The organism is Pseudomonadota bacterium (assembly GCA_039028155.1).
Taxonomy (GTDB): Bacteria; Pseudomonadota; Alphaproteobacteria; order SP197; family SP197; genus JANQGO01.
On sequence record JBCCIS010000039.1, the window covers coordinates 23,318 to 47,084 of the forward strand.

Here is a 23,767-nt window from a genome sequence, read left to right on the forward strand (position 1 = left end):
CACGCTTTCGACTCAGACTTGTCGCGCCTCGTCGGTCCAGGTGTCGTCGATGTAGACGGGGTCGGGTTCCTCGCGCAGGCGTTCGAACTTGCAGATCTGCTGTTCGTCGCCCAAGGGTGTCGAGATGCCGTCGCGAAACGCCCATTCGCCACGCTCCGGCGACGCCGACGCGCGGGCATAGCCGTTCAGGATAAACTTGCGCTCGCGGTCCGAGGTGTTGGGCGGTGAGCCGTGGACCGTATAGAGCGTCCACAGCACGAGGTCGCCGGGTTCCAGTTTGCACTGCACCATGTCGGCGGGATCCAGGCCGGCGTCAATCAGGTGCTGCTCGGGCGTCTCGCCGGCCATGATCGTGCCGCCTTCGGACAAACCCAGGTAACCGCGCTTGTGGCTGCCGGGGAACACTTGCAAGGCGCCGTTGGCGCCATCCTGCGCGTTCACCGCCAAGCCGGTCGTGATCCACGATGACTCCAGGTCGTCGAGGCCCAGATAGACCGCCTTGTTTTCGCGGAAGCGGACGTCCTGGTGATAGCGGTAGAACGTGTACTTGGCACCCGGGTGCTTCCAGTGGATCTGGTTCGAGATGTGTTTGATGTCGCGCCCCAGCATAGGTCCCAGCGCCTCCAAGTAACGCGGATGACGACGCTGCTCTTCCAGGATCCGGTTGATCCAGGCGAACCAATAGGCTTGCAGGACGATCTTCTTCCCCGCGTCCGGATCGTTCAACAGCTCGAACATCAGGTTGCCGTGACGGAAGGTCTTGCGGTGTTTCATCCCCTGGGCATAGACGTCATCGACCGCGCGCTCGATCGCGGCCATCTCATCGGGCGGCACGAATCCGCGTACGATCGCGTAGCCTTCTTCGCGTAGCTGTTCGGCGTGTGGTGTTGCCATAGTTCCTCGCCCCTCGGCGACGGCCGCTACCGTCCGTCACGGTCGGAGCGCTCGCGCTCCTTGTCAAAGATCGGCTTCAGGTACGGTCTGGACTTCCAGTCGGGGTCTGGCGGCTGATAACCGTCGCGCGGCGCATAGACAGACGGTTCCTCGATCGCCAGCTTGGGAATGTAGCGCGGACAGTTTGGAAAGATGTGCTCGGCCGTGACACGAAGCAGCCGCTTGGCGCCGGGCAGCCCCTCGATGGCCTCCGGCGAATCGTCGATCTGGGCATGGCCGTTGATGCGCAGGCGGGCCCCGGCGTTGTAGAGCTTACCGTCAAAGCGGATGAACAGCAGGCCGACACGCGGGTTCCGCATGATGTTGCCGAGGCTGCGGTACATGCGGTTGCCGTCATAGTCAGGCCACGCCAGCGTATTGTCGCCGGTCACGCGCACAAAACCGGGTTCGCCGCCCTTGAACGAACAGTCGACGCTGTCCGGCGAGGCCGTCGAGAGAAAGAAAAACGGTGACGCCTCAATGAACTCGCGGTCCTCGTCATTGAAAACCGTGCGCAAGCGGTGTTCTTCGAGCTTGTCCGGTACGGCGCGTCCCTCGTAACGGTCCTGAAGTTCGCGCATGCCTTCGTGGTAGAACGTCATCAACCCTTCCTTTGAAATGGCAGGCCAACCTGCCTGCCCGGTATCTGGCCGACAACCTGCTTGTTCAGGCGACCGCGACCGCCTCGATCTCCAACAGCCAGGCTTCGTCAAAGATGCCTGTGATGATCACGGTGAGTGCGGGATCCAGATCGCCGAGAACCTCGTTCCTGACCGTTCGATTATCGTCTCGGTATCGGCGGTCAGCAAGGAACGTCGTGTGTTTGACAATGTTCTCCAGGCTCATGCCTGCGGCGCGCAATTGCGCCTCGACATTGGTCCAGGCAACGCGGGCCTGCTCGACGAAATCGTCCGGCGTGGTGCCGTCGGCCCGCACCGGGATTTGGCCGCTGATGTAGAGCGTGCGGCGCTCGCCGGAGACCTCACGCGCCTGGGCATAGCCGCCCGCTGCCCCGGGTGCGTCCGGCGCGTTGATACTGCGTTGTTCCATGGCTGCAAACCCCCTGACTGGAATGGTGCAAACACGGATACGCGGTCGGCCAAGCCCATTCAAGTTGGACCCGGAACGAATTTATCTCTTCCTTAGATGGCTTGGGCGTGTCGCGCACCGGTTTGGCTAAGATGGGCGTCGAAGGCCGATGCGATGTTGCGCACCAAGGGGCGGCCACGCTCGGTGATACAAACCGTGTCGCCGTTCAGGCGGACGAGACCATCTGCTTCGCACTGCGCCAGCATCTGTCGCTCCGTCTCGAACTCACCTGACACAAGCGTGGTCGAGAGATGGCACATCAGGTCGTTGATGATCGCGCGCCGCCGCCGGTCGTCTTGTGTCAAGGCGATACCACGCGCTGTCGGCAGTGCCCCGCGCCTCACGTTGTCGCGCCAGCTCCCGACATCCGTGGCGTTCTGGACGTAACCCTGCCGCAATGTTCCGATCGATGACGCGCCAAAGCCAAGCAGGGTCTCCGACACATCGGTGCTGTAGCCCTGGAAGTTCCGTTGCAGGCCCCGCCCCGTCGCCGCCTGGGCCATGGGATCTTCGGGACGTGCGAAGTGATCGAAGCCGATGCGCACAAACCCTGCGTCGACCAGCTGCCTCGCCGCTGCCTCAGACTGCTGCAGACGCGCGGCAGCGTCCGGCAAGGCGGCTTTGGGGATCAGGCGCTGATGACGCTTCATGGTGGGAACATGGGCGTAGCCGAACAACGCGATACGGTCCGGCTTCAGGGTAAGCGCGTGATCGACGGTCGCCAGGACGCATTCCAACGTTTGACGCGGCAGGCCGTACATCAGATCGAGGTTGAGGTCCTTAATCCCGGCGTCACGGACCATGGTCACGGCATCGCGGTTGGTCGCCGGCGGCTGAAACCGGTTGATAGCCATCTGCACGGTCGGGTTGATGTCTTGCAGGCCCAGACTGACCCGGTTGATCCCGATGGCGCGCAACGCGGCAACAGTCGCTGATCTCAGGCCGCGCGGATCGACTTCGATGGCGATCTCCGCGTCGTCGTTGATCTCGAACCGCTCGCGCAGGACGTCACCCAGCAGCTCCAGATCATCAGGCCGCAACACAGTTGGCGAGCCACCACCCAGGTGGATATGTGTGACCGGATGGCGGGTGCCCAGCCGGTCGGCAACCAGAGCAATCTCGTCGATCAGATCGGCGAGGTAGCCGGCGATCGGCGCGTATCGGTTGACGACCTTGGTGTGACAGCCGCAATACCAGCACAGGCTGTCGCAAAACGGCACATGCAGATAGAGGGACAGCGGCTCATCGGCTGCCAACGCATCGAGCCAGGTGCCGTAAACCTCGCCGCCGATTCCATCATGGAAGTGGGGCGCGGTGGGGTAACTGGTATAGCGCGGCAGGCGCCGGCCATATCGCGCGATGAGATCCTTCGTCATGGTCCGATCCTGACTGCTGACGCCATCGCGCGCGTTGACGTGGATCAACGCCAGTGCCGTGGTCGCATGGCGGCTTTCCCTCGCGCATTCGTGAGAAGCTGCCATCACCTTGTGATGACAAGCCACACACAATTCCCCTATCTATCAAGCGATCGGGTGGCTTGACACTCACTCAGGCCATTGGGAACTGCATAACATGTTAGGTGTTTTGAACTGGGCGCGTGGCACGACCACGGCGCTTGCTGCCGCGGCCGTCATCGCCTTTGCTGCCACGGCTCAAGCCGGATCCAACCAGCACATCAACACGACGCCTGAAGGTGTCGCCATCGACGGCTACGATACCGTCGCCTATTTTACGACCGGCGCCGCGACCAAGGGTGACGCCGCCTACACCGCAGAATGGGAAGGCGCGACCTGGCACTTTGCCTCCGCCGAAAACCGCGACACCTTCACTGCCGACCCCGCGGCCTATGCGCCGCAGCACGGCGGCTGGTGTTCCTATGCGGCGTCGGATGACTATATCGCCGAGGTCGATGTCATTGACGGTTGGTCGATCCAGGACGGCAAGCTCTACCTGAACTGGGACGTCGACACGAAAGATGCGTTCGTGGAGGAAGCCGATGACCGGATTGCCAGCGCGCATGAGAACTGGCCCGGCCTGAAGACGGGCCTTTCCGAAGGCGCGGCCGAAATCTCGCGCCACGCCGACTATCCCGACTACAACCCCCACGGTATCGCCCACCCCCAATAAGCGGTACCGATCTGCATCGATGACATGGCCTCGCCGGTTGCCGGCGGGGCCAATTGTCGTTCTCGTCGACGCGAAGACAAGGTGCCGGTAACGTCCGGCCGTTATGACACCGGTGGACACGAACATGCTCACAGTCCGGCCCTTCGACGGCGACGTCGCGGCGTTGATCGACCTGTTCCGCACCACCGTGCGCTCGGTGAACCTTGGCGACTACACCGAAGACCAGGTGCGCGCATGGGCGCCCGACATCATCGACGAGACGGTCTGGGCCAAACGTATCGCTGCCAACACCTGCTATCTGGCGGAGATCGACGGTTCGCTCGCCGGTTTCACCGAACTCACCTCCACCGGGCATGTCGAGATGCTGTTCGTCGCCAAGGACCGGCAACGCCGTGGCGTTGCCTCCGCTCTTCTGGCCCATGCGGAGAACGAGGCCAGAGCCCACGGTCTTTCAAAAATGACCACCGAAGCCAGCCTGACTGCCCGGCCGGTCTTCGAGAGACACGGCTACAGCGTCGTGAAACGTCAGGAGGTGTCGCGCGGCGGCCAAACGCTGGCCAATTTCGTTATGGAGAAGCCTCTCGCCTAGGCTGCCAATTCGCCAGGAGAGGAGTAGACGACGGCTTGGACATCGCCGCGAATGACGATAGGAAAGCGCGCCAACCTGTTTTATCGGGACGACCATGCGCGCAGACATATCGGCCATCGCCGACCGCTTCCCAGATTTGCAGATTGCTTTCGTAACGGCGACCGGGCTCACCATACCCGAGCACCGGCCAGCGGTTCTCGACGACCACATCAAAGCGGTCGAGGCGGACGCCGCCGCCCGGTTTCGCGACGTCGCCATGCCGGACATCCCCGGTGTCGCCGTGTGGCGCCAAGCCTACAAGGACTTCGGCATCAAAAAGACAAGCTACCGTTGTTCCGTTGAGCGCCTGGTGCGCAAGGTCGCGCGCGACGGCGCACTCGCCGGCATCAATCCCTTTGTCGATGCCTATAACGCGGTGTCGCTTGCCCACGTGTTTCCGCTCGGCGCCGACGATCTGGACCGGATAGCAGGTGACCTGTCGTTCCGACCATCGCGCGAGAACGATACGTTCTACGCCCTCGGGCAAGAACCCGAAACGAACGACCCGCCGAAGCTGGGTGAGATCGTCTATGCCGATGACGAGAAAGTGCTGTGCCGGCGTTGGAACTGGTACCAGGACGCGCGTAGTCCGGTGACGCCACAGACGACGCGGGCCGTGGTGACGATCCAGAGCCTGGGCCCGGGTGATCTGGAAGCCGCCATCGCCGATCTTTCGGCGCTGTTGCGCGAACACTGTGGCGCCATGTGTGGCATCATTGTTTTGTCGCGCGAGCGGCCGCAGGCGGAACTTCCCATCGCATCGACATCGTAACCTGGCCGCTCAACTGCAGCAGAGCTGGCTGGGCGATCAACGCGGGCAGCAATGCCATCTGACTTGTCGTGGATGTCACCCAGCTGGCGGCTCTCGCGCTAACTCTTAAAGCGTTGCGACGACACGGCCCCAGCCGTTTTCTTCGGTCGCGTGGAAATCGCCGGTGATGAAACCGCCGCCCAACACCTGGACCGGCTTAAAGATGTCCAGGGGACAACCCGGTATGGCGTAGAGCGAGACTTTGGCACGGCCGAAGAGTTCCTCGGAGAGCACGAAGTCGGGCGATGTGTCCCTGGCGATAACCTGACGCAACGACGTTCCCGGCCCGTCCGGCGCCGGCACCGAGCGAATGTTGAGGTGCGGCACGACGGTCGGTTTGGCCGGCGCCTTGGCGCCGTATTCAAGTGGGACCTCGATATCGATCACGGTGGCGCCGTGGCGCACCGCCGTTCCGCGGACCAGATCGTCATGCCGTTCCAACGAGATCGCAGCGTACTTTTTCGGGTATCCCCACAGATCGCGACCGGCGGCGATCGCACGATCATCGTCCTCATACTCGAAGATATAGTGACCGCCCACCATGTCGCCGTAGCGCACGGGAAGCACGATCGCCGCATCGAAGAACGGTACCTTGTCGCAGTTGCTGAAATCGGTAACCGACACCACAAACCGATCGTCGACAAAGTCGAAGGGCGTGGGTTCCAGAATAGCGCGCAGGGACGCTTCATCGCCGCGGCAGACCGCATAGACCGACCGGTTGCCCGGGCAGTGGTACGGCACGAAAGGATCGGGAATGAGCGGCGCCTGTACCGGCATGTTGTTTGCCGGCGTCACGAACGATCTTGCCATATCTACCCCGACCCATGCTGCTTGCGATGGCCAAGGTACCACAGACCGACCCATCCCCCAGCCCATGTCTTGTACAGGCGAAGGGTTTACTCGGCAGGGACCGCTGTGGCCTCTGCTGCGCTATCCTTTTTCTTTCGTTTCACCGGAGCGCCATAAGTGTCGGGAATCTGATCCTCGAAAACCCGGATCAGGTCGAGGTCGTCGCGTTCGTTCGCCGCCGTCGGTGTCATCGCCAGATCCGAATAGTCGCGTACGGATGGATCACTAACGACACGATCGTGAATCCACTTCAGCCGAAGATAAAGAGCCAGGAACTTGGCGTGTGACCAGAACTCCATCCACGTTCGTTTGGGATAGAAGATCAGCGGGTTTTCCAGCGCCATACCGTGCCGGCGTTGTTTGCGCACCCGGCGGCGCCAGAAACCAGCCTCCAGGGGATGGACATTCGCATACATGATCGACGCGTAGAAACCGCCCATGCCATGGAAGAGCGACTTGGTTTTCAAACCCAGCGACGCCTGCCGTCGTATCACCGTCGCGAAGTGTTTGGGCGTGTAGTAGAGCTTCCAGGCGTCAAGGTAGATCCGGTCCCATTCCTCGTCGGTCATGACCGGGTGATGTGAGACGCGGTGGTTCAGGTCATATTTGTTGAGATCGGGATCCATCCACACGCCGTCGCGGTGCAGGGTCTGATGATCCTCCGAACCGGGCAGCGGCGTCAGATAAAAGAACTCGATCAGGTCAAGCGGCAGTTCACGCTGAATGATCTCGATGTTGCGCTTGATCTTCTCCGGCGTGTCGTCGGGAAAACCCAGGATGTATCCGGCATAGGTGATGACGCCCGCGTGCTTCCAGGCCTGCATCATGTCGCGGTATTCCCAGATCTTGTTCTGGCGTTTCTTGGCCGACATCAGCGCGTCGGGGTCGATGTTCTCCAACCCGATGAATACGCGGTTGCAACCGGCGCGCGCCGCTTTCTCCACGAAGCCGGGCGTTCGATGGCACAGCGTGTCGACTTGTATAATGAACTTGAACCGGAACTTCTCCTCTTCGCGCAGATAGATCATGCGATCCAAGATCGCTTCCCAATTCTTGTTCCGCGCGAAGTTGTCGTCGGTAATGAAGTAGCGACGAATGCCTTGGGCTTCGTTGATCCGGATAATCTGCTCGATATCGTCCGGCGAGCGGTAACGGGACTTGCGGCCCTGAACATTGATGATGGTGCAGAACGAACACTGGAACGGACAACCGCGGCCCGAATCGAAGCTTGTGTAGTTGCCGGCTGCTTTGGCGATCAAGTCATCGGGCAGATAGGGCACCGGCGTACCGTCCATGTCCGGCAGATCCGACATATAGCGATAGAGCGGCTTGACGATGCCGTTCCAAACGTCAAGCAGCACCTCGTCCATCCGGCCTTCGGTCTCGCCGGCATAGAGCGAAACCCCCATCTCCTGGACTTCGCCGATTTCGGGCGGCATTTCGGGCAACATGGCCAGACAGCCGGCGACATGAAACCCGCCGATGATGACCGTCAGGTCGTGGGCGCGAAACTGACGCGCCAGATCGACGGCACGCGGGAACTGGTTCGACTGCACGCCGACCAGCCCGACGAAACCGCCATCAGAAGCTCCCAGAGAACGAATAATCTTTTTGATTGGGATGACGGTGTTGGTTTCGTCGTAGGCGTCGATTTCGATTCTGACATCATCACCCAGCACCTTGCGCGCGGCGCAATCGCCGATGACGCCATAGAGCGCCGCCAGTGTGTTCGATGGAATGATGGACTTGAGCCACTGGATGACATAGCCGTCATCGTCGTAGTGCGACGGCTTGATCAACACCACTTTGAACGTCTTCAACTGGGACATCTTCGCCCCTCCCAGCATGAGACATGTGGTCTGTTTTACAGCAGATCTTGGCAATCACCAAGTCATCGCGAAACTTCAGATTAACTCCGCCCAAAGAAAACGCGAAGAAAACACCGGAAACTCGCAGAAAAGTAGGCGACGGATACTCTGTCTTGTTGTGCCGGCCTGCAGTCGCAACGGCACCCTAGCGGTTGCGCTCCGCGCCCGAGGGGAAGTCGGGCCTGTCGAAAATCGCCTTGATCTGCTTGCGTGTGGTCAGGGTCGTGCGACCCTTCAAAACAATACCGACGTTCATGTCGTCGCGCAGCGATTCAAGCGCCATTACCTTGATCACCGCCTCGGCCAGGCTGATGTCCTCATATCCCTCGGGCAACCAGGATGCGACCAGCCGAACCTTTTCACTGTAGTCGATGTCATCCATGACGACTTTCCCGCACGTAACAAAACCTCTCGTCCAACCCGGTCGCGCACGCGTGGCCGCCGCGATGGCGTCAATCACGCGGTAGAGTACGTCGAAAACAGTACCGAAGCGTGTCCCGTTTGCAAACGCCGCACCGTACACCCTGTGCAACCAAACGATTCATCGTATGAGCTGATCAAATGATGACGTATTCAGCGGTAGGACCTGACAATCGCTCGGTCGGGTCAGCACTAGTCGCCCGCCACCAGCACCGACAAGTAGCATCCGCCCGGCGATCCCGGTCGCGGCCGATCGCCGTTGCCGCGGCCAAAAAAGCGGGCCGATGTGGCCACAACAGCCACACCGGCCCTGCTATATCGACTCCAATGGCAGACTAGATGTTGCCGTTGTTGACCTCTCCCGTCAGATATTCGGCCTGACGGATGGCCAATGCGACGATCGTCAGTGTCGGGTTGGCCGCCGCGCCGGTGGTCATGACGGATCCGTCGGAGATAAAGAGGTTCGGCACCTCGTGCGCCTGACCCCACTTGTTGACCACGCCGTCCTCGGCGTTCGCACTCATCCGGCAGGTGCCCAGATTGTGGGTTGAGGGATAGGGCGGCGTGCGATGCGTACCGACCGCGCCGACCGCCTGATAGAGCGCCTCGGCCTTCTCGTAGGCATAGTTGCGCATGGCGACATCGTTGGGGTGATCGTCGAAGTGGACGTTCGCGACCGGCAGGTCCCATTGATCGGTCACCGTATCTGACAGCGTGATCCGGTTGGTCGCCTGCGGCATGTCCTCACCGACAATCCACATGCCCGCCATGCTGGAGTAGTGATCCATCATGTTGGTGAAGTCCGGGCCCCACATGCCAGGTTCGATGAAGCTGGCCAGGAACGGCGGGCCCAGTGACAGCGTCTCCATGTAGTACCCGCCGACGAAGCCGCGGGACGGGTCATTCTGGACCTCATCCTTGATGATGCCGGCCATGGTCTCGCCGCGGTACATCTTCACCGGCTGATCGAACCAGGCGTACATCGAGCCGGTCATGTGGCGCATGTAGTTGCGCCCGACCTGGTCGGAGCCGTTGGCCAGACCGCTCGGGAACATGTTGGACTCGCTGAGCAGCAGCAAACGCGGCGTCTCGATCGAGTTACCGGCGACACACACCGCCCTCGCCGCCTGACGGTTCAGGTTGCCGTCCTTGTCGACATAGAGCACCGCGTCGACCCTGCCGGAGGCGTCGTGGGTAATCCTGACGACATGGGATTCAGGTCGTAGATCGCACAGTCCGGTCTCCACCGCGCGCGGAATCTCGCGCACGGCCGTGCTCCATTTCGAGGTATTCTTGTCGCCCTGGAAATTGAACCCGTCCTGGACCGAGCCCGGACGGCCGTCGTAAGGCTCGGCGTTCGTGCCATACGGCCCGGTGGCATAGCGCGTGTAACCAACCTGCTCGGCGCCATTGGCGAAGACCTTGTAATTGTTGTTGGCCGGCAGCGGCGGCCGGCCGTGCACATGGGTCGACCCGATCGCCTTCTCAGCGGCGTCGTAGTACGGCTCCATATCCGACAACGAGATCGGCCAATCCATCAATGTCGCCCCGTCGACCTCGCCATAGGTCGTCAGCGCCTCGAACTCATAGCCAAGGAAGCGCGGCGTGGCACCGGCCCAATGGGTCGTCGTGCCGCCGACTGCCTTGACCAGCCAGGCCGGCAAACCGGAGAAATCCGTCGACACCCGCCACGATCCGCTGGTCGTGCGCGGATCGAGCCACGCCATCTGGCCGAAAGCCTCCCATTCATCGTTCTTGTAGTCCGCCGGTTTCAGGAACGGACCGGCTTCAAGCAGAACGCAGGGGATTCCGGCCTTGGTCAACTCATAGGCCATCGTGCCGCCGCCGGCGCCGGAGCCGACAATGACGACGACGGCATCATCGTGTGCAATCGTGCTCATGATATCCCCCTATCTCAGGCCTCTGTGATTCGCGGTTCGGGCAGCCAATCGAGGTCGTTAAACCCGCGATTGATGTAGCCACCCTTGTCGAAACTGGCGCCCTCGTAGCCGAGGGCTTCCCAGACCTCGCCATCGTTGTAGAGCGCAACAACGGCGTTGCCGCGAACCAGCTGGAAGAACGGTGTGCCCTCGATCGACGTCAGATGCGCCAGGGCGGCGGCATCGTCCATGTCGGTGAAGCCTGAGGCCTTCAGATCCTGTATGCCGTCGGAGAACATGAGCGCCTGACCAACGCTGCCGTTGGCGGCCCCGATCACCGCATCGCACGTGCGCAGATAAGGGGCATCGCTGAACTTGTCGTGGGGATACATCACCCTGACCATGCGCAACAGGACCGTCTTGCTTTCTGCGTCCGACCCCACTTGCATCGCCGCCTCCGCCTTGATGCCGGCAATCGCGGATGTCATGACCGCCGCCGATGCCGTCCCCAGCAACACGACACGTCGAGACAGGTTCATAGCTCTCCTCCCTTTTCCGTAGAGTTTTGGTTGGGGCGATTCATCGATAGCGCCCGTGACGTTGCAGGACCTCGATCTCATAACCATCGGGGTCCTGAATGAAGAAAAAGCGGGCGATGACGTCGCCACCCGGCGCGAAGTCGACCAGTTTTCGTGGAGAAAGGCCGGCTGCGATCATGCGCTCATGCTCGGCATCGACATCGTCGACACAAAAAGCGATGTGCCCGTAGCCATCACCGAGGTCGTATGGTTCCTCACGGCCCTTGTTGACCGTCAGTTCGACCTCGAAGTCGGCGTCGGCATTGCGTAGATAGACCAGCGTGAAGCCGTCGAAGTCCATTCGATCGGCGACGTCCAGTCCCAAGGCCGTCTTGTAGAACTCAATCGACCGCGCCTCGTCCAAGACGCGGATCATGGAATGGATTGCTTTAGCCAAGGTTCGCCCGCCCCGCCTGATACTGTGTTCAGTATGGCCGGCGAAACACGTACTTGGTGTTACTCCTATACTACGCTGCTACTACTCGGCGGCAACGGATGGGCCATCCAGAAGCCCGGCCTCGCGTCTGAGAAACTGCAGGCAGACACAACGCAGGAGCGATGTGAAGTTGCGCGCCTCGCCATGCAATTCAAGCACTTCGGAGTGTAGCTTAGAAATGAACGCCGGCGTCCTGAAGCCCTCGGCCTCGGCGATGCCGTCCAGCATTTCCCAGTAAGCGGTCTCCAGACGAATGGACGTGCACTGGCCGTTCAGGCGCAGCGAACGCGTCTCACTTTCATAGACCTCGGGATCTTGCCCCGCAAAGATCTGACACATCGATCAGTCCTCCCCTTTGTTTTTTTGCCACGCTAGACCATTTGACGAGCATGGATCAATGCCCAGTCTTGTTGCTGCGCTGCACAACGACGGGGCTCCATCGCGCGAGAGCGGCAACCCAATAGCAGCCTTGGCTGTCAGACCGACGTCAGCATGGCGCTTGAGGTCTGTGGAGAGACCCGTGGCCTTGTGACGCGACAAGCGCTTGCGAGGCGCTTTGGACGATGCCGCGTTCACATCAAGGCGCTATTCAAACAGGGGCCGAAGGTGGTCGTTCAGAAAGATCCCTTTCGGATCGAACTCCCGGCGCACCCGTTTGAAGTCTTCATAGCGCGGGAAGCTCTCCGACAGGCGCTCGGCCGTCGAGAAATGCAGCTTGCCCCAATGCGGCCGTCCGCCGCGTTCCAAGAGGTGTTGATCGCACGTCCTGAGATAGGGCCAGTAGTCGGTCCCTGGCTTACCGGAAACGGAGATGACCAGGCTGTCGCGCTGGTAGTTCGGACTGATCCAGGCGTCGTCACGGGCGACGAAGCGGACCTCCATGGGAAAGACACTGTCGGGCAGAGAGTCGAGCATCAGTCGGCGGTGCGCGAGGAAGACGTCCAAGGATTCCTCAGCCGGCATGAAGTACTCGAGTTCATGAAAGTTCGGTTCAAACACATGCGGATAGATCCGGTAGGCCCGGTCGGTTCTCTCGCCGTCCGGCAGCTCGTTAGCGCCCGGCTCTTCATCGGTCTCCTGATAGAGCTTGACCATACACATGTCGGCTTCGGCTTCGGGAAAGCCGTAGAGAACCGATGAACCATCCGTTGGCATCCAGAAGAACGAAAAATGCCGGTAGGTCTGGATCAGGTCGTCCCATCGTTCGATGACTTCACCCGCTGGCATGAAGACGATCTGCTCGTGAAGATGGTAGGCGTCCATGACCTCCACCGTTACCTCGGTCATGATCCCCAGCATCCCGAGCGACGTCTGAACCGCACCGAAAAGCTCCGGGTTACTCTCGACTGACAGGGTGCGAACCTCGCCCCGTCCGTCGACAAGGCGGCATGCCCTGAGCGCGCCAGAGAAGCTCTGAAAGTCCTTGCCGGAGCCGTGCGTCGATGTCGCGATCGCACCGGCAATAGCCTGCGTATCGATGTCGCCCTGGTTCTTCAACGAGAGACCGGACGCCCACAGAGGCTCACCGAATTGACCGATCGTCGTATGCGACTTCGCGATGACGCGTTTGGCCTCTGGCTCGATCGCGACGATCCCATTATGCCCACGGGTGTTCAACAGGATCCCATCGCTCAACGCATTCGGCGTGAAACTGTGCCCGGTTCCAGGCGTTCTTACGGCAAGCGAATGGTCGGCCGCTTGTCTTACCGCAGCGACAATCGCGTCCTCATCGCCCGCCTCAACGATCTTGGCGGGCTCACACCGTTGATTGCCGACCCAATTGGTCCAACTGGTCGGCGTGAAACCGCCATGACCCTCATCCCACGTCATGCTTTCACCCACCTGCGTTTACCACTGCTTTCGGTAGATTGCATATGATCGACGCTCCCGGCTCTCGCATTGACCACCACGCGCGACCTGCACCCTCACCCTTTCACAAACCATCCGTTGTCGACATAGATCGACGCACCGTTGATAAAACTTGCCTCGTCGGACGCCAAGAACAGCGCCGCCGCGGCGACCTCCTCCGGTTCGCAGATCCGAACCTGGGTCGCCGCCAGATCGGCCTCCTGCCACTGCTGGCCGAGACCGTCCAGTTCGTCGATCTCGCGAAGCCCGTGCGCCGTTTTGACGAAACCCGGGCAGACGGCATTGCAGCGAATGCCGTAATCGCGGCACTCGACGGCGATCGAGTTCGAGAGCATCAGCACGGCCGCCTTTGTCATGCAGTACAGCGATTCAAAGACGAACGCCCGCTCGCTGCCGATCGACGCCGTACACACAATCGATCCGCCGCCGTTGTTCATCATGTGCCGGACGACCCCACGCGTCACCGCGAAGGCAGAGCGCAGGTTTGTATCCATCAAGCGGTCGTAATCCTCGTCCGTCGTTTCATGAAACGGCTTCACGATGATGCTGCCGGCGTGGTTGAAGAGAACATCGATGCCGCCCATCGCCTCGATCACGGCGCCAAGGCCACGCTCGACCTCGGCCGGCTTGGAAAGATCGGCTTGGTGAAAGAACGCGTCGCCGCCTAGCTGCTTGACCTCCTCGACAAACGCCTGACCGGCCTGATCCTGTATGTCGAGGACGGCCACGCGGCCGCCTTCCGCGGCGAACATCCGCGCGGCTGCCAGGCCCATGCCTGCCGCGCCGCCCGTCACCAAGACGGACTTGCCTTCGAATCTCTTCGCGCCTGTCGACACGGCCGGCGCGATTGCTGCTCCCGACATGATTACCCCTGCTTGCCGTTACTGTTTCTCGGTTTCGTTGCTCAAGCATTTAACTACGCGCCAGGCGCGCTGTCATCGACTGTCCGGCTGGCAGCGCGTTGTTGCGGGTTGCCTAAGCGACGCCATGGTCTCAACGGCCTTCTCGTACTGCCAAGGCGGCGACACATATGGTGTGCGCTCGCTTGTTCAATGGAGCCGCCTGCGATGGCTGCTTGCTGACCTGTCAAGTGGCGACGAGGAAACTGGCGGGGCTTCCCATTAGATCTCGATCCAGCGCCGCGCTAGAGTCGCACTGTAGAGAGACCGCCACGATCTCTTCAACGTGAGAGTCAACCGCCATGAGCACCTCAATCAGACCCGCGGCAGTTGCCGACATCCCGCATTTGGCCCACGCTCTCATGGAGGCGTCGGGTGGTTTGGTGGAAGCCGTTTACGATGGTGTCATCCCGGGCCGCAGCGCCAACGTCATTGTCGAACATCTGTTCTCCCGGTCCGGTGCGACAACGGCCTTCTCGAACTGCATGGTCGCAGAAAACGACGAGAGCGTTCTAGGCTCCGTGCACGCCTTTCCCATGGATGCGATGGGCGATGGCCCTCCCGATCCGCTTGCGCCCGACGATCGCCTCTATGTCTACGCACCCTTCATGGCCATGCACGCTGACGGCAGCTATTACGTCATGGCCTTGGCGGTTTATCCTGAGTTTCAAGGCGCCGGCGTCGGCAAACGTCTGATGGCGGAGGTCGAGGCGGCGGCGAAGACCAAGGGCTTCAAGGAGATGAGTCTCAACGTGTTCGCCGAGAACCGGGGCGCCGTCCGGCTCTATCAATCGCTTGGCTATAAGGAAAGCGCGCGCGCACCGGCCGTCGCCCATGAGAAGATTCGCTACGGCGGTGACATTCTGCTGATGACGCGGGCGCTTTAGCCGTGCGTCATGGTCTAACGTGCAACAGCGCCATGAAGGTGGGATAGACGCGCGTGTCTCATCGGCCTTGATGGCGAAAGGCGAACATGGTTGCTGACCGCCCGCAACGTTCAACGCTGTCCCCTGGCCAAGGGTCACGGTACACCAGTGTCCAGGCCGGTTGAGTTCTCCCGACCTCAGGAGTGTCTGACATGCCCGACACGGAAACTGGATTTCGCTTTTCCTACAGCGTCCAAAAGACAGAGGACAAGGGCCTTGGTGTCTTTGCTGGTGAACCGATCAAGAAGGGAAGTGTCGTTTGGCGCCACAGTCCCGGTGTCTTTGTCGTCTACGATGAGCCGTCGTTTTTGGCGAAGGTCGAAGGGATGGCATCTGCGGACGTGATCTATGAGCTAACGCACGTCCACGCTTTTGAAGAGTTTCCCGGTTGCCTGATCAGAGCTCTCGATGACGGCATCCTGATAAACCACTCAAGCCAACCGAACCTGGCCACGAACAAATCCGGCCCGGCAAGGGTGTCGCTCGATGTCAGGTCTCCCCGCTATCTTGACGAGGTGGCCGCGGCGCTTCACGACGACCGCTATTCACTGGTCGCAACACGGGACATCGAGACAGGCGAAGAGCTGGCCAATGACTATGCTGCCGACGACGACGGCCCGGCCTTTTACGACGTTCTCTATGAACAGTATGACATCCGTGACGACTATCTGGATGATGGGTGACGGCGATGTTCAGGCGGCAACCGGTCAACCTCGGCGAATTCTCGACACAAGGTAGATCGTGGCCGATAATCGTTCAGCCGAGGGACAGATGACGTCGGGGGAATTGGTGATGTCCACGACCCGCATTGTGTCGATCTTTGGATTCCTGCTACTAGCCGGATGTGCCGGGGGCACCCACCTCGGCCAGACCTCGGATGCACATGTTGTCATTGAGTCGGCATCGGGGGATACCGGGTGCACAGGCTCAACAGCCGGCACGACATTCCGGCGCGTCTTTCAGGATGGCAACGGCGCCCTCCAGCCGTTTCAAATGCCGCCGGACAGGTCGCTCGTCGTCACCGATGTCGATTGGCAGTACAGACATCCCAACGGCGCGGCGGAGGCCGGTACGCGGGTTGTCCTTCGTGTCTTCATACAGAACCTCGCGAACCCGAACGAACGCGAGCGTGTGTTCGAATCCACGATCTTCTTGAATGACGAGGGCGAAGGTGGAACCAGCGAAGCCATGACCAGCGGCTTTGTCCTGGCCCCGACCGCGCAGCTCTGCGTCGATACCGGAGAGAATCCAAAGGGGCCGCCCTCCGGTTTGCAGCACGCAATCATGCGCGGTTACTTCATCGCACCGAGCTAGTAGGCTACGCGATGCGGCGAGCCAGATCATTGGCAAACGCCGAGACATCTGCGCCAAACTCTTCCGGGAACTCCCATTGCAAGCCGTGCCCAGCGCCGGGATAGACCTTGAGCGATGCGTTGGGCAACAAGGCCAAGAGCTCATCTTGCTGGTCGCGTGTGAAGTACATGTCCAGTTCGGGATAGAGGATTTGTACGGGTACGTTAATGTCCCCCAACCGGTCGCGATGGTCTTCGTCAAACATGCCTTGCATGGACTGGCCCCACACGCGAGCGGGAACCTTCATAGCTTCAAAGATTTGACCCTCGAGACGATGGGTCGGCACGGGTGCGCGAACGTCCTCGGATTGCGCCTGCCGGACGAAGTCCGGATCGATAGGATCCGTCAGCGACATGACGTCATGGTCGCCGATACTCCAGTCCTCGACTAGTTCGCTTGCGCTTGCCGAGGTGGCGACAAGGATCAGGCCATCGACCCGCTCTGGGTACAGGAGTGCGAGGTAATGGGCGATCAGCCCGCCCATCGAATGGCCGACGATAACGGCGTGGTCGAGTTGGACGGCGTCCATGAAGGCCTTGATGTCTTCGACAAAATCAATCTGCCGATAGCCCTGTTCGGGTTTGTCGGAGTCACCGAATCCGCGCTGCGTCACAAAGACCAAACGATGATTGTGGGGCAAGAACGGCAAGCTTGACTCCCAAACCCGCCAGCTGTCGAGGTAACCGTGAACGAATAGAATAGCGGCACCCTGGCGATCGCCGCATTCCAGGTAGTCCAACATTAGACCGTTGGCGATCCTTACTCTTGCCATTGCGCACTCCCTTGTCTGCAATCTGCCCCGTTGCTGGGCGGCAGGCAATGGCGACCTAACCTGGGTCCCACTTGTCAATCTCCCAACGGTACCGCGGGCTAGATGCTGTCGATGGTCACAAAGACGTCGGCAATGACGTAAGGCCTGTTTGACCCAGACGGAACGAGGATCAGGAGTCCCGCCAGGTTCAGTGCGTTGTTGGGTTTAACCATCTCAAACTCAACGGCGTCGTTCTGAAGCTCTCCTTCATCAAAACTCTCAGCGCGCACTTCGACGCGCCCTGATACCCTTGGAACCGTGATGGTGATTCTGTGTGCAGCACCCAAGCCATCCATGCTTGCAAAGGCTTCCGGCGCGTTATGTCCAGGCGGCCAATACGCGAAATGGAAACCCGCAATAAACTCAATCGTAGCATCCGAGTTATCGGTCGTCCCCGCGAAGATGGGTGTTATGATTGCTTCGTCTCCCTGCCCAAGCCAGCTGATGCGATAGACTTGCGAACTTGTGTTGGCAAAGTCGTGCGGCACCACCTCGAAGAACGCTTGGCAGCGCTTTCGGATTTCAAGACCGAGCGTTGGTTCAGTCAGCGTTGTCGGGAAAAAGGTGATCTCCGGATCAGGCGAGCATTCGGTCAGAATGATTTGGTCGCCATCGGGATCGCCGGGTATCGGTCCATCGGTCGAATCTTCTGGCGTATAACGCGTGCCATCGAAGACCAAAATCTCCTGGCCACAGCCAGCGAGCAAAACAGCGACCAGGACGACGATGATTCGCTTAACAGACGACACGATAAGCATGGGACTGCGAACCCCCATTGGCTAAGGCGCCCTGTAGAACAAGAACTATGAGCGCGGTCCCCTGGTGCCGACAAGACCTAACTGCGGCCTTAAGGGCAAGTACGGCACCCTTCCCGCCGCCATGACACGATCGATGCCGGGACGCCCGCATCAGACATTCGCGAGAGCCCATGTGGCGTATGAGGGTTGAAATCACACCTGAATGAGACTATTTCTACGGTGTAGAATTACGGGGCTTGGCCCGTGCGGACCGGCGAAGGAGGCTCACCGATGACACCAGGCAACCCATTCTCGAACCTGTCCCGACGCATGTTGTTGTCGTCCTCCCTCGCGGCGATAGCCTTGCCGGCTGTGGCGCGAGCACAGGTCACGTCCGAGCCTGATGTCGTTGTGATTGGCGCTGGATCCGCCGGGATCGCCGCGGCCAAGAGGCTTATCGCAGACGGCCGGTCGGTCGTGGTGCTGGAGGCCAACGACCGCATTGGCGGCCGGGCCTGGACGGAATCGGAGACCTTCGGCGTACCCTTCGACCATGGCTGTTCGTGGATCCAGACCGCGAAGGTCGACATGTTCCTTGAAGCAGCCGAGTCCTACGGGTTCGACGTTCAGCCACACTCCGGCGCCGATGAAGCACTCTATGTCGGCGATCGTGAGGCGAACGATACCGAGTATGGCCAGTACGGGGACGCATACGATGCGGTGGTCGGCGCCATCTCTGATGCCGGCCGCAGCGGACAGGATGTCGCCGCCTCGACGGTGATGCCCAAGATGCCGTTCTCGGTGACCTCCCAATCCTGGATCGCGATGGGAATGAGCGTCGACATGGACGAGATGTCGACACTCGATTGGTGGTCGGGCGCGGATGCCGGAACGACCTATCTGATCAAGCAGGGTTTTGGCACATTGGTCTCGCGCCTGGGCGCCGATGTCCCGGTCATGCTCTCGACACCCGCCACCAAGATCGCGTGGGGTAGCGATGGCGTAACGGTCACCACGCCCTCCGGCGACATTCGCGCGAAGGCCTGCATCGTCACCGTCTCCACCGGCGTGTTGAATGCCGGCTCCATCGATTTCGACCCCGCCCTGCCGGCCGCCAAACAACAGGCCATCGCCGACCTGCCGATGGGTCTTCTGGCCAAAGTCGCGCTGCAGTTCGAGGGTTCGCGTCTCGGCTTCCGCCCCAACGAGTGGCTGACCTACCTCGTGCCCGAGGAAGTACCGGCCGAGGCCAGCTTCTTCCTGACCTGGCCGTTCGATCAGAACCTCATGATCGGGTTCATGGGTGGCGATTTCGCCTGGGATATGTCGGAGGCAGGTACTGATGCCGCCGTCGACTTTGCGCTCGGCGAGGTCGAAACCATGGTCGGCAGCAAGGCGCGTGATAGTTTTGTCAAAGGTACGCTGACCCACTGGGCGAGCGATCCGCTGACGCTGGGCGCCTATGCGGCGCTGCGGCCTGGCGCCCATGGTGCACGTGCCGAACTGGCCCGCCCGCTTGATGATCGCTTGTTCTGGGCCGGCGAAGCAGCAGCCGGTGCCTATTACGCGACCTGCGGCGGCGCCTGGGACAGCGGCGAACGCGCGGCGCGAGAGGTGATCGCGGCATTGGGATGACGTCGCGGCAGGCCGCATTGCGCCTGAACCGCACGAACCAGGTGGCGTGATATCGCCTGCCCATGTCGGAACGTCAGCGTGGATTGGGCCCGCAGTGGCCCACGATTGACGACTCAATGCGGTCATTCGACGGGGACCGGAATCATCACGTTAAGCACCATGGATCCTTGGCCGCGGTGACAGTGCCCGAGGGTTTAGTAACCGCGGGACCGGTCGATGAGCCCGACGGGATGCGCGCCGCTCCATACGCTGCGGATGTCGTCGACCACCAGTCGCGCGACGTTGTCTTTGCGCGACTCAGCGGCGATGTGCGGGGTGACGGAGATTTTTGGATGAGACCAGAAGATATGGTCCTTCGGCAGTGGCTCCGTTGCAAAAACATCAAGCGCAGCATGGCCGATCTTGCCTGATTCGAGGGCCGCCAAGAGATCGTCTTCCACCAAGTGCGGTCCGCGGCCCAGTTGGATCAGCGTCGCGCTGTCCGCGAGAGCGGAAAACAGGGTGGCATTCAAAAGCCCGTTGGTGTCGTCGGTCGCCGGCATCAGATCGATGACGACATTCGCGTCACGAACCGCGACCAGCACACCTTCCCTCTCAGAAAAGACCCGGACCGATCCGGTGGGGCTGCGCGTGTTCTTGGCGTACGCAACCACATGGTAACCAAGGTTTGACAGAGTATCCGAAACCGCATGCCCCATGAGCCCATAGCCCAGAACCGCGATGCGGTAGCTTTGTGTCGACGCATATGGCATCCGTTTCCAGACCCGTGCGGCTTCCTGCTGGGTGAGCTCGGCCATACGGCGGTGCACGTCAACAACCTGCCTTACGGCAAAAGCCGCCATGTCTCTGGCTTGTTGGGGGTCGCGGACGCGTGTGACCAATACCGTCTCTGGCAGACTGGAGCATCGCAGGATGTTGTGGACGCCCGCGGCAATTGACGAAACCAGCTTGAGCGCGGGATAGGCGTTGAAAGCGTCGTCGGCAGGTTCCCAGCACAGGGCAAACTCGATGTCACCTGTGGCCTCAATCTCCGATGGGTCGTGCATCAAGACGTCGCCGTCATAGGGCGCGAAGGCGTCCGAGTAGTAGGCGTTCAAGTCAAGGGTATCGCTCAGGTAGACGCCCTTTATCGGCTTCATGTTTCCCCCAATGGCGGCATGCGGATTGCCTGGATCAGATGGGCCATCAACAACGAGCGAGTATGCCCGGATAGGCCTTTCTATCGTCATATCACGCTGAGCCGGGCTGCGGCGCGACAATGAGCCGTGATAGTGTCCCGTTAGGCCGGCGGTTCATAAAGGGGGGAAACATGCCGCATTCCGGGCCCTCGCTCGATAGGCGGGTCGTTGTCAGTGATATTCTGGAGATCGGTCTGCAACTCAAACCTGACGAACCGGCTCTGGTTTCAACAGAGGTCCGGTGGACTTGGCGCGAGCTGGACGTGGCGGCCCGTCGACTTGCCGGCAACTACCTGGGGCTTGGGTTGAGACCTGGCGATCGGGTCGCATCCTTGATGCCCAACCGTGTCGTCTTGGTGGTTCACTATCTAGCCTGCCTGAAGGCGGGCCTTGTCGCCACACCCCTCAACTATCGCTACATGCCACCGGAGGTGGATCACGCCCTTCGCGTCAGTGAAGCGTCCGTGATTCTGGTTCACCGGGAACGTGCCGGTGACGTCGCCGCGAGCGAACTGGCGGAGCATTTGCCGAAGGGTATCATTTGGTACGACGACCCCGGTCAGCCCGCATCAGGCGGCCTGACGTTCGATACCCTGATGGACCCAGATTCCGCTATGCCGGACCTGCCGACGCCCGCGCCGGATTTGCCGGCGTTTGTACTTTTTACGTCGGGCAGTACCGGCAATCCGAAGGGGGTCACCCATACCCACAAGACGATCGGTAATGTCCTGGCCAGCACGGTCGTCAGTTTCCATCTCACACCCGACGACATCATGTTGCCCGGCCTGTCAATATCGCACATGGGCGGGATCGGGTTCGGGTTGGCCGCACTCGCGGCCGGGGCGCGCGTCGATATTGCGCGAACCTACGTAGACGAGGAACTCTTGCGGCTACTTCGCGAGACACGCCCGACGATATTGGGCATGTTGCCGGCGTTTCTGTTCCGCCTGATACGCGACCATGACGCCAAGCCTGAGGACTTTACATCGCTTCGCATGTGCCTGAGCGGCGGCGACAAGGTGTCGCACGTCCTTGAGGATGAGGTCGGTGCGCTAACGGGGTTGAAGATCTCCACCAATTACGCCATGACCGAGATTGGTTTTGCTACGCTCTGCTACGGAAAGAAGCGTCGTGACGGTTCGGTCGGCCTCCCTTGTGCGGGCTTTGAGCTGTCAATTCGCGACGACGATGGCATTGAGGTGCCGAGTGGCGAAAAGGGGCGGCTTTTCGTGCGTTCGCCCGCCAACATGATCGGCTACTGGGGAAACCCTGAGGCCACGGCGACGACACTCGTCGACGGCTGGTTGGATACTGGTGACGTGATGTACGTCGACGACGACGGCTATTACTGGTTCGCTGGCCGCAAGTCGCAGATCATCATTCACGACGGCTCGAACATTTCGCCGCAGGAGATCGAAGAAGTCCTTCTGGAGCATGAGACTGTCGAACTGGCCGGCGTTGTCGGCGTGGATGACTTGGTGCACGGCGAGAACGTTCGCGCCTACGTAACCCTGAAAGACGATGTGGAGACGTTTAAGGAGCAAGAGTTGATTGACTTCGCCCGCGCGCGTATCGGCTACAAAGCACCGGAAGTGGTTGTCGTGCTCGACGAGATGCCATTCAACGCCACCGGGAAGGTCGACCGAGTCACGCTGAAAGCCATGGCGGCCAGGGACCACGAGCAAGCCCCTGCCGTGATTGTCTAGGACGTCGCATCCTGCATCCTCCCACGTAGCCCACGCCGTGGATCACCTCCTTGCGGGCGTGGTCGGCGTCGGGGCGTCGGGCCCGCCAGCCCACCGCGACCGTCTTCTGTTTCATGTCATGCGGGACATGCCCAACGTGTTGGCGGACGCACCCGGCCGGGCGAAGGCCGCCCTTTGGGCCATCAGCCGGGTGGGTGCATCGTCTCGTCCGATCGCATGCAACCGCAGGCCGCGGCACGCTGTCGCAAGTACATGGTTGACCCCAAGCGCGTGACACGACCCAATCATGTGCTGCAAACTAAGAGTGCAGAGGGGATTTTGAGAAGGAGCTAGGTCATCGCTGGATGCGTCGTGCCGCGGAATGACCGAAGCCGAGGCGGCGTAACGCACAACGCGTGAGCAGTCAGCTCCAGAAACACCAACTGCATGAGGTCGACAATGAGATTTATCCGCCAGTTGATCGTGGGCACCTGCGCGCTGACCGTAATAGTCATCTCCACCAACTTTGCAGTGAGCGCTGTACGTGCGGACGATCTGCCCGATCTGCCCGATCTGGTCGGCAGTTGGGTCGCCACCGAAGGGCAGTTGCACTTTTGGCACGGCACGCCCATGGAGGTGGCGCGAGACGGTCACACGATGCGTATCGACATCGACGAACAGATAGGTGCGCTCCTATCCGCTGTCATGGTCTACACAAACCCGTCGGGCGTGCACGGCCACGACGGCGAGGACCTCACCGAAACCGCAACGGAAAAACTGGTCGGCGTCATTGACTGGGACAGCAAAACCATTCTTTTTGCTGACACGCCCGACATAGGCTTTCATCGGATCGTGCTGATCGACGACGACACCATGGCGATGACCATGCTGGAGTCCGGTGAGTTCGCCCTGGCCGGGCGCATGATTCTGAAACGATCGACCGAGAGCAGCGACTAGCGTCAGCGCGCGCGGTTCGCCGGTCGAAGCAGCCGCCACGCTGTCAGCGTGACGCACGCGGCATGTCCACCGTGTCGGTGACCGCAGCCGGCCCCGTG

General features: G+C 60.8%; 25 protein-coding genes. 9 read left to right on the forward strand and 16 right to left on the reverse strand.

What is annotated here, in order from left to right:
• Positions 1–12 precede the first annotated feature (12 nt).
• From AAF563_18190 to hemN, 4 genes are all read right to left on the reverse strand, one after another.
• The gene (locus AAF563_18190; GenBank protein ID MEM7123217.1) at positions 13–894 is read right to left on the reverse strand and encodes a phytanoyl-CoA dioxygenase family protein; all 882 of its coding nucleotides are present in this window, start codon (positions 892–894) and stop codon (positions 13–15) included.
• Positions 895–920: 26 nt separating this feature from the next.
• Positions 921–1,535, reverse strand: coding sequence for a pyridoxamine 5'-phosphate oxidase family protein (locus tag AAF563_18195; protein ID MEM7123218.1), 615 nt, complete (start codon positions 1,533–1,535; stop codon positions 921–923).
• Between the two features lie 64 nt (positions 1,536–1,599).
• Positions 1,600–1,983, reverse strand: a complete 384-nt coding sequence (locus AAF563_18200) for a RidA family protein (GenBank protein ID MEM7123219.1) — start codon at positions 1,981–1,983, stop codon at positions 1,600–1,602.
• 92 nt (positions 1,984–2,075) lie between these two features.
• Complete coding sequence (gene hemN / locus AAF563_18205; protein MEM7123220.1) at positions 2,076–3,398, reverse strand: oxygen-independent coproporphyrinogen III oxidase; 1,323 nt, start codon at positions 3,396–3,398, stop codon at positions 2,076–2,078.
• Positions 3,399–3,594: 196 nt separating this feature from the next.
• Between hemN and AAF563_18210 the strand changes: the two genes are divergently transcribed.
• The 3 genes from AAF563_18210 to AAF563_18220 all read left to right on the forward strand — a co-directional run bounded on the left by AAF563_18210 (position 3,595) and on the right by AAF563_18220 (position 5,549).
• Positions 3,595–4,149: a YHS domain-containing (seleno)protein gene (locus AAF563_18210; GenBank protein MEM7123221.1), complete on the forward strand. Its 555-nt coding sequence runs from the start codon at positions 3,595–3,597 to the stop codon at positions 4,147–4,149.
• Between the two features lie 124 nt (positions 4,150–4,273).
• The gene (locus AAF563_18215) at positions 4,274–4,738 is read left to right on the forward strand and encodes a GNAT family N-acetyltransferase (GenBank protein MEM7123222.1); all 465 of its coding nucleotides are present in this window, start codon (positions 4,274–4,276) and stop codon (positions 4,736–4,738) included.
• 94 nt (positions 4,739–4,832) lie between these two features.
• Positions 4,833–5,549: a phenylalanine--tRNA ligase beta subunit-related protein gene (locus AAF563_18220; protein MEM7123223.1), complete on the forward strand. Its 717-nt coding sequence runs from the start codon at positions 4,833–4,835 to the stop codon at positions 5,547–5,549.
• 105 nt (positions 5,550–5,654) lie between these two features.
• On the opposite strand, the gene AAF563_18225 is transcribed toward AAF563_18220, so the two are convergent.
• The 9 genes from AAF563_18225 to AAF563_18265 all read right to left on the reverse strand — a co-directional run bounded on the left by AAF563_18225 (position 5,655) and on the right by AAF563_18265 (position 14,351).
• Positions 5,655–6,398, reverse strand: coding sequence for an acetoacetate decarboxylase family protein (locus tag AAF563_18225; GenBank protein MEM7123224.1), 744 nt, complete (start codon positions 6,396–6,398; stop codon positions 5,655–5,657).
• Positions 6,399–6,484: 86 nt separating this feature from the next.
• On the reverse strand, positions 6,485–8,266 hold the full coding sequence (locus AAF563_18230) for a radical SAM protein (GenBank protein ID MEM7123225.1): 1,782 nt from the start codon (positions 8,264–8,266) through the stop codon (positions 6,485–6,487).
• 184 nt (positions 8,267–8,450) lie between these two features.
• Complete coding sequence (locus tag AAF563_18235; protein MEM7123226.1) at positions 8,451–8,687, reverse strand: hypothetical protein; 237 nt, start codon at positions 8,685–8,687, stop codon at positions 8,451–8,453.
• A 373-nt stretch (positions 8,688–9,060) separates the two neighbouring features.
• Complete coding sequence (locus AAF563_18240; protein MEM7123227.1) at positions 9,061–10,626, reverse strand: GMC family oxidoreductase; 1,566 nt, start codon at positions 10,624–10,626, stop codon at positions 9,061–9,063.
• Positions 10,627–10,640: 14 nt separating this feature from the next.
• Positions 10,641–11,144, reverse strand: a complete 504-nt coding sequence (locus AAF563_18245) for a hypothetical protein (GenBank protein ID MEM7123228.1) — start codon at positions 11,142–11,144, stop codon at positions 10,641–10,643.
• A 40-nt stretch (positions 11,145–11,184) separates the two neighbouring features.
• Positions 11,185–11,580 carry a VOC family protein gene (locus AAF563_18250; protein MEM7123229.1) on the reverse strand — a complete coding sequence of 132 codons (396 nt, stop codon included), beginning with the start codon at positions 11,578–11,580 and terminating at the stop codon, positions 11,185–11,187.
• Between the two features lie 81 nt (positions 11,581–11,661).
• A complete protein-coding gene (locus tag AAF563_18255; protein MEM7123230.1) occupies positions 11,662–11,958 on the reverse strand; it encodes a ribbon-helix-helix domain-containing protein in 297 nt (98 codons plus the stop codon).
• Between the two features lie 246 nt (positions 11,959–12,204).
• Positions 12,205–13,449: a D-arabinono-1,4-lactone oxidase gene (locus AAF563_18260; GenBank protein ID MEM7123231.1), complete on the reverse strand. Its 1,245-nt coding sequence runs from the start codon at positions 13,447–13,449 to the stop codon at positions 12,205–12,207.
• A 95-nt stretch (positions 13,450–13,544) separates the two neighbouring features.
• Positions 13,545–14,351: an SDR family oxidoreductase gene (locus tag AAF563_18265; protein MEM7123232.1), complete on the reverse strand. Its 807-nt coding sequence runs from the start codon at positions 14,349–14,351 to the stop codon at positions 13,545–13,547.
• 338 nt (positions 14,352–14,689) lie between these two features.
• Between AAF563_18265 and AAF563_18270 the strand changes: the two genes are divergently transcribed.
• The 3 genes from AAF563_18270 (at position 14,690) to AAF563_18280 (ending at position 16,627) form a co-directional block, all read left to right on the forward strand.
• Positions 14,690–15,274 (forward strand): GNAT family N-acetyltransferase, encoded by a 585-nt coding sequence (locus AAF563_18270; protein MEM7123233.1) that lies wholly within the window; start codon positions 14,690–14,692, stop codon positions 15,272–15,274.
• 191 nt (positions 15,275–15,465) lie between these two features.
• Positions 15,466–15,996, forward strand: a complete 531-nt coding sequence (locus AAF563_18275) for an SET domain-containing protein-lysine N-methyltransferase (GenBank protein ID MEM7123234.1) — start codon at positions 15,466–15,468, stop codon at positions 15,994–15,996.
• A 310-nt stretch (positions 15,997–16,306) separates the two neighbouring features.
• On the forward strand, positions 16,307–16,627 hold the full coding sequence (locus tag AAF563_18280) for a hypothetical protein (protein MEM7123235.1): 321 nt from the start codon (positions 16,307–16,309) through the stop codon (positions 16,625–16,627).
• Positions 16,628–16,631: 4 nt separating this feature from the next.
• Here AAF563_18280 and AAF563_18285 read toward each other — a convergent pair whose 3' ends face one another.
• Positions 16,632–17,438 carry an alpha/beta hydrolase gene (locus AAF563_18285; protein ID MEM7123236.1) on the reverse strand — a complete coding sequence of 269 codons (807 nt, stop codon included), beginning with the start codon at positions 17,436–17,438 and terminating at the stop codon, positions 16,632–16,634.
• A gap of 98 nt (positions 17,439–17,536) precedes the next feature.
• Positions 17,537–18,235 (reverse strand): hypothetical protein, encoded by a 699-nt coding sequence (locus tag AAF563_18290; protein MEM7123237.1) that lies wholly within the window; start codon positions 18,233–18,235, stop codon positions 17,537–17,539.
• A 270-nt stretch (positions 18,236–18,505) separates the two neighbouring features.
• Here AAF563_18290 and AAF563_18295 point away from each other — a divergent pair, with 270 nt between their 5' ends.
• Positions 18,506–19,849 carry an NAD(P)/FAD-dependent oxidoreductase gene (locus tag AAF563_18295; GenBank protein ID MEM7123238.1) on the forward strand — a complete coding sequence of 448 codons (1,344 nt, stop codon included), beginning with the start codon at positions 18,506–18,508 and terminating at the stop codon, positions 19,847–19,849.
• Positions 19,850–20,043: 194 nt separating this feature from the next.
• On the opposite strand, the gene AAF563_18300 is transcribed toward AAF563_18295, so the two are convergent.
• Positions 20,044–21,108: an NAD(P)-dependent oxidoreductase gene (locus tag AAF563_18300; protein ID MEM7123239.1), complete on the reverse strand. Its 1,065-nt coding sequence runs from the start codon at positions 21,106–21,108 to the stop codon at positions 20,044–20,046.
• A gap of 50 nt (positions 21,109–21,158) precedes the next feature.
• Here AAF563_18300 and AAF563_18305 point away from each other — a divergent pair, with 50 nt between their 5' ends.
• Both AAF563_18305 and AAF563_18310 read left to right on the forward strand, forming a co-directional pair.
• Positions 21,159–22,733: a class I adenylate-forming enzyme family protein gene (locus AAF563_18305; GenBank protein MEM7123240.1), complete on the forward strand. Its 1,575-nt coding sequence runs from the start codon at positions 21,159–21,161 to the stop codon at positions 22,731–22,733.
• A gap of 438 nt (positions 22,734–23,171) precedes the next feature.
• A complete protein-coding gene (locus AAF563_18310) occupies positions 23,172–23,669 on the forward strand; it encodes a hypothetical protein (GenBank protein ID MEM7123241.1) in 498 nt (165 codons plus the stop codon).
• Positions 23,670–23,767: the final 98 nt, after the last annotated feature.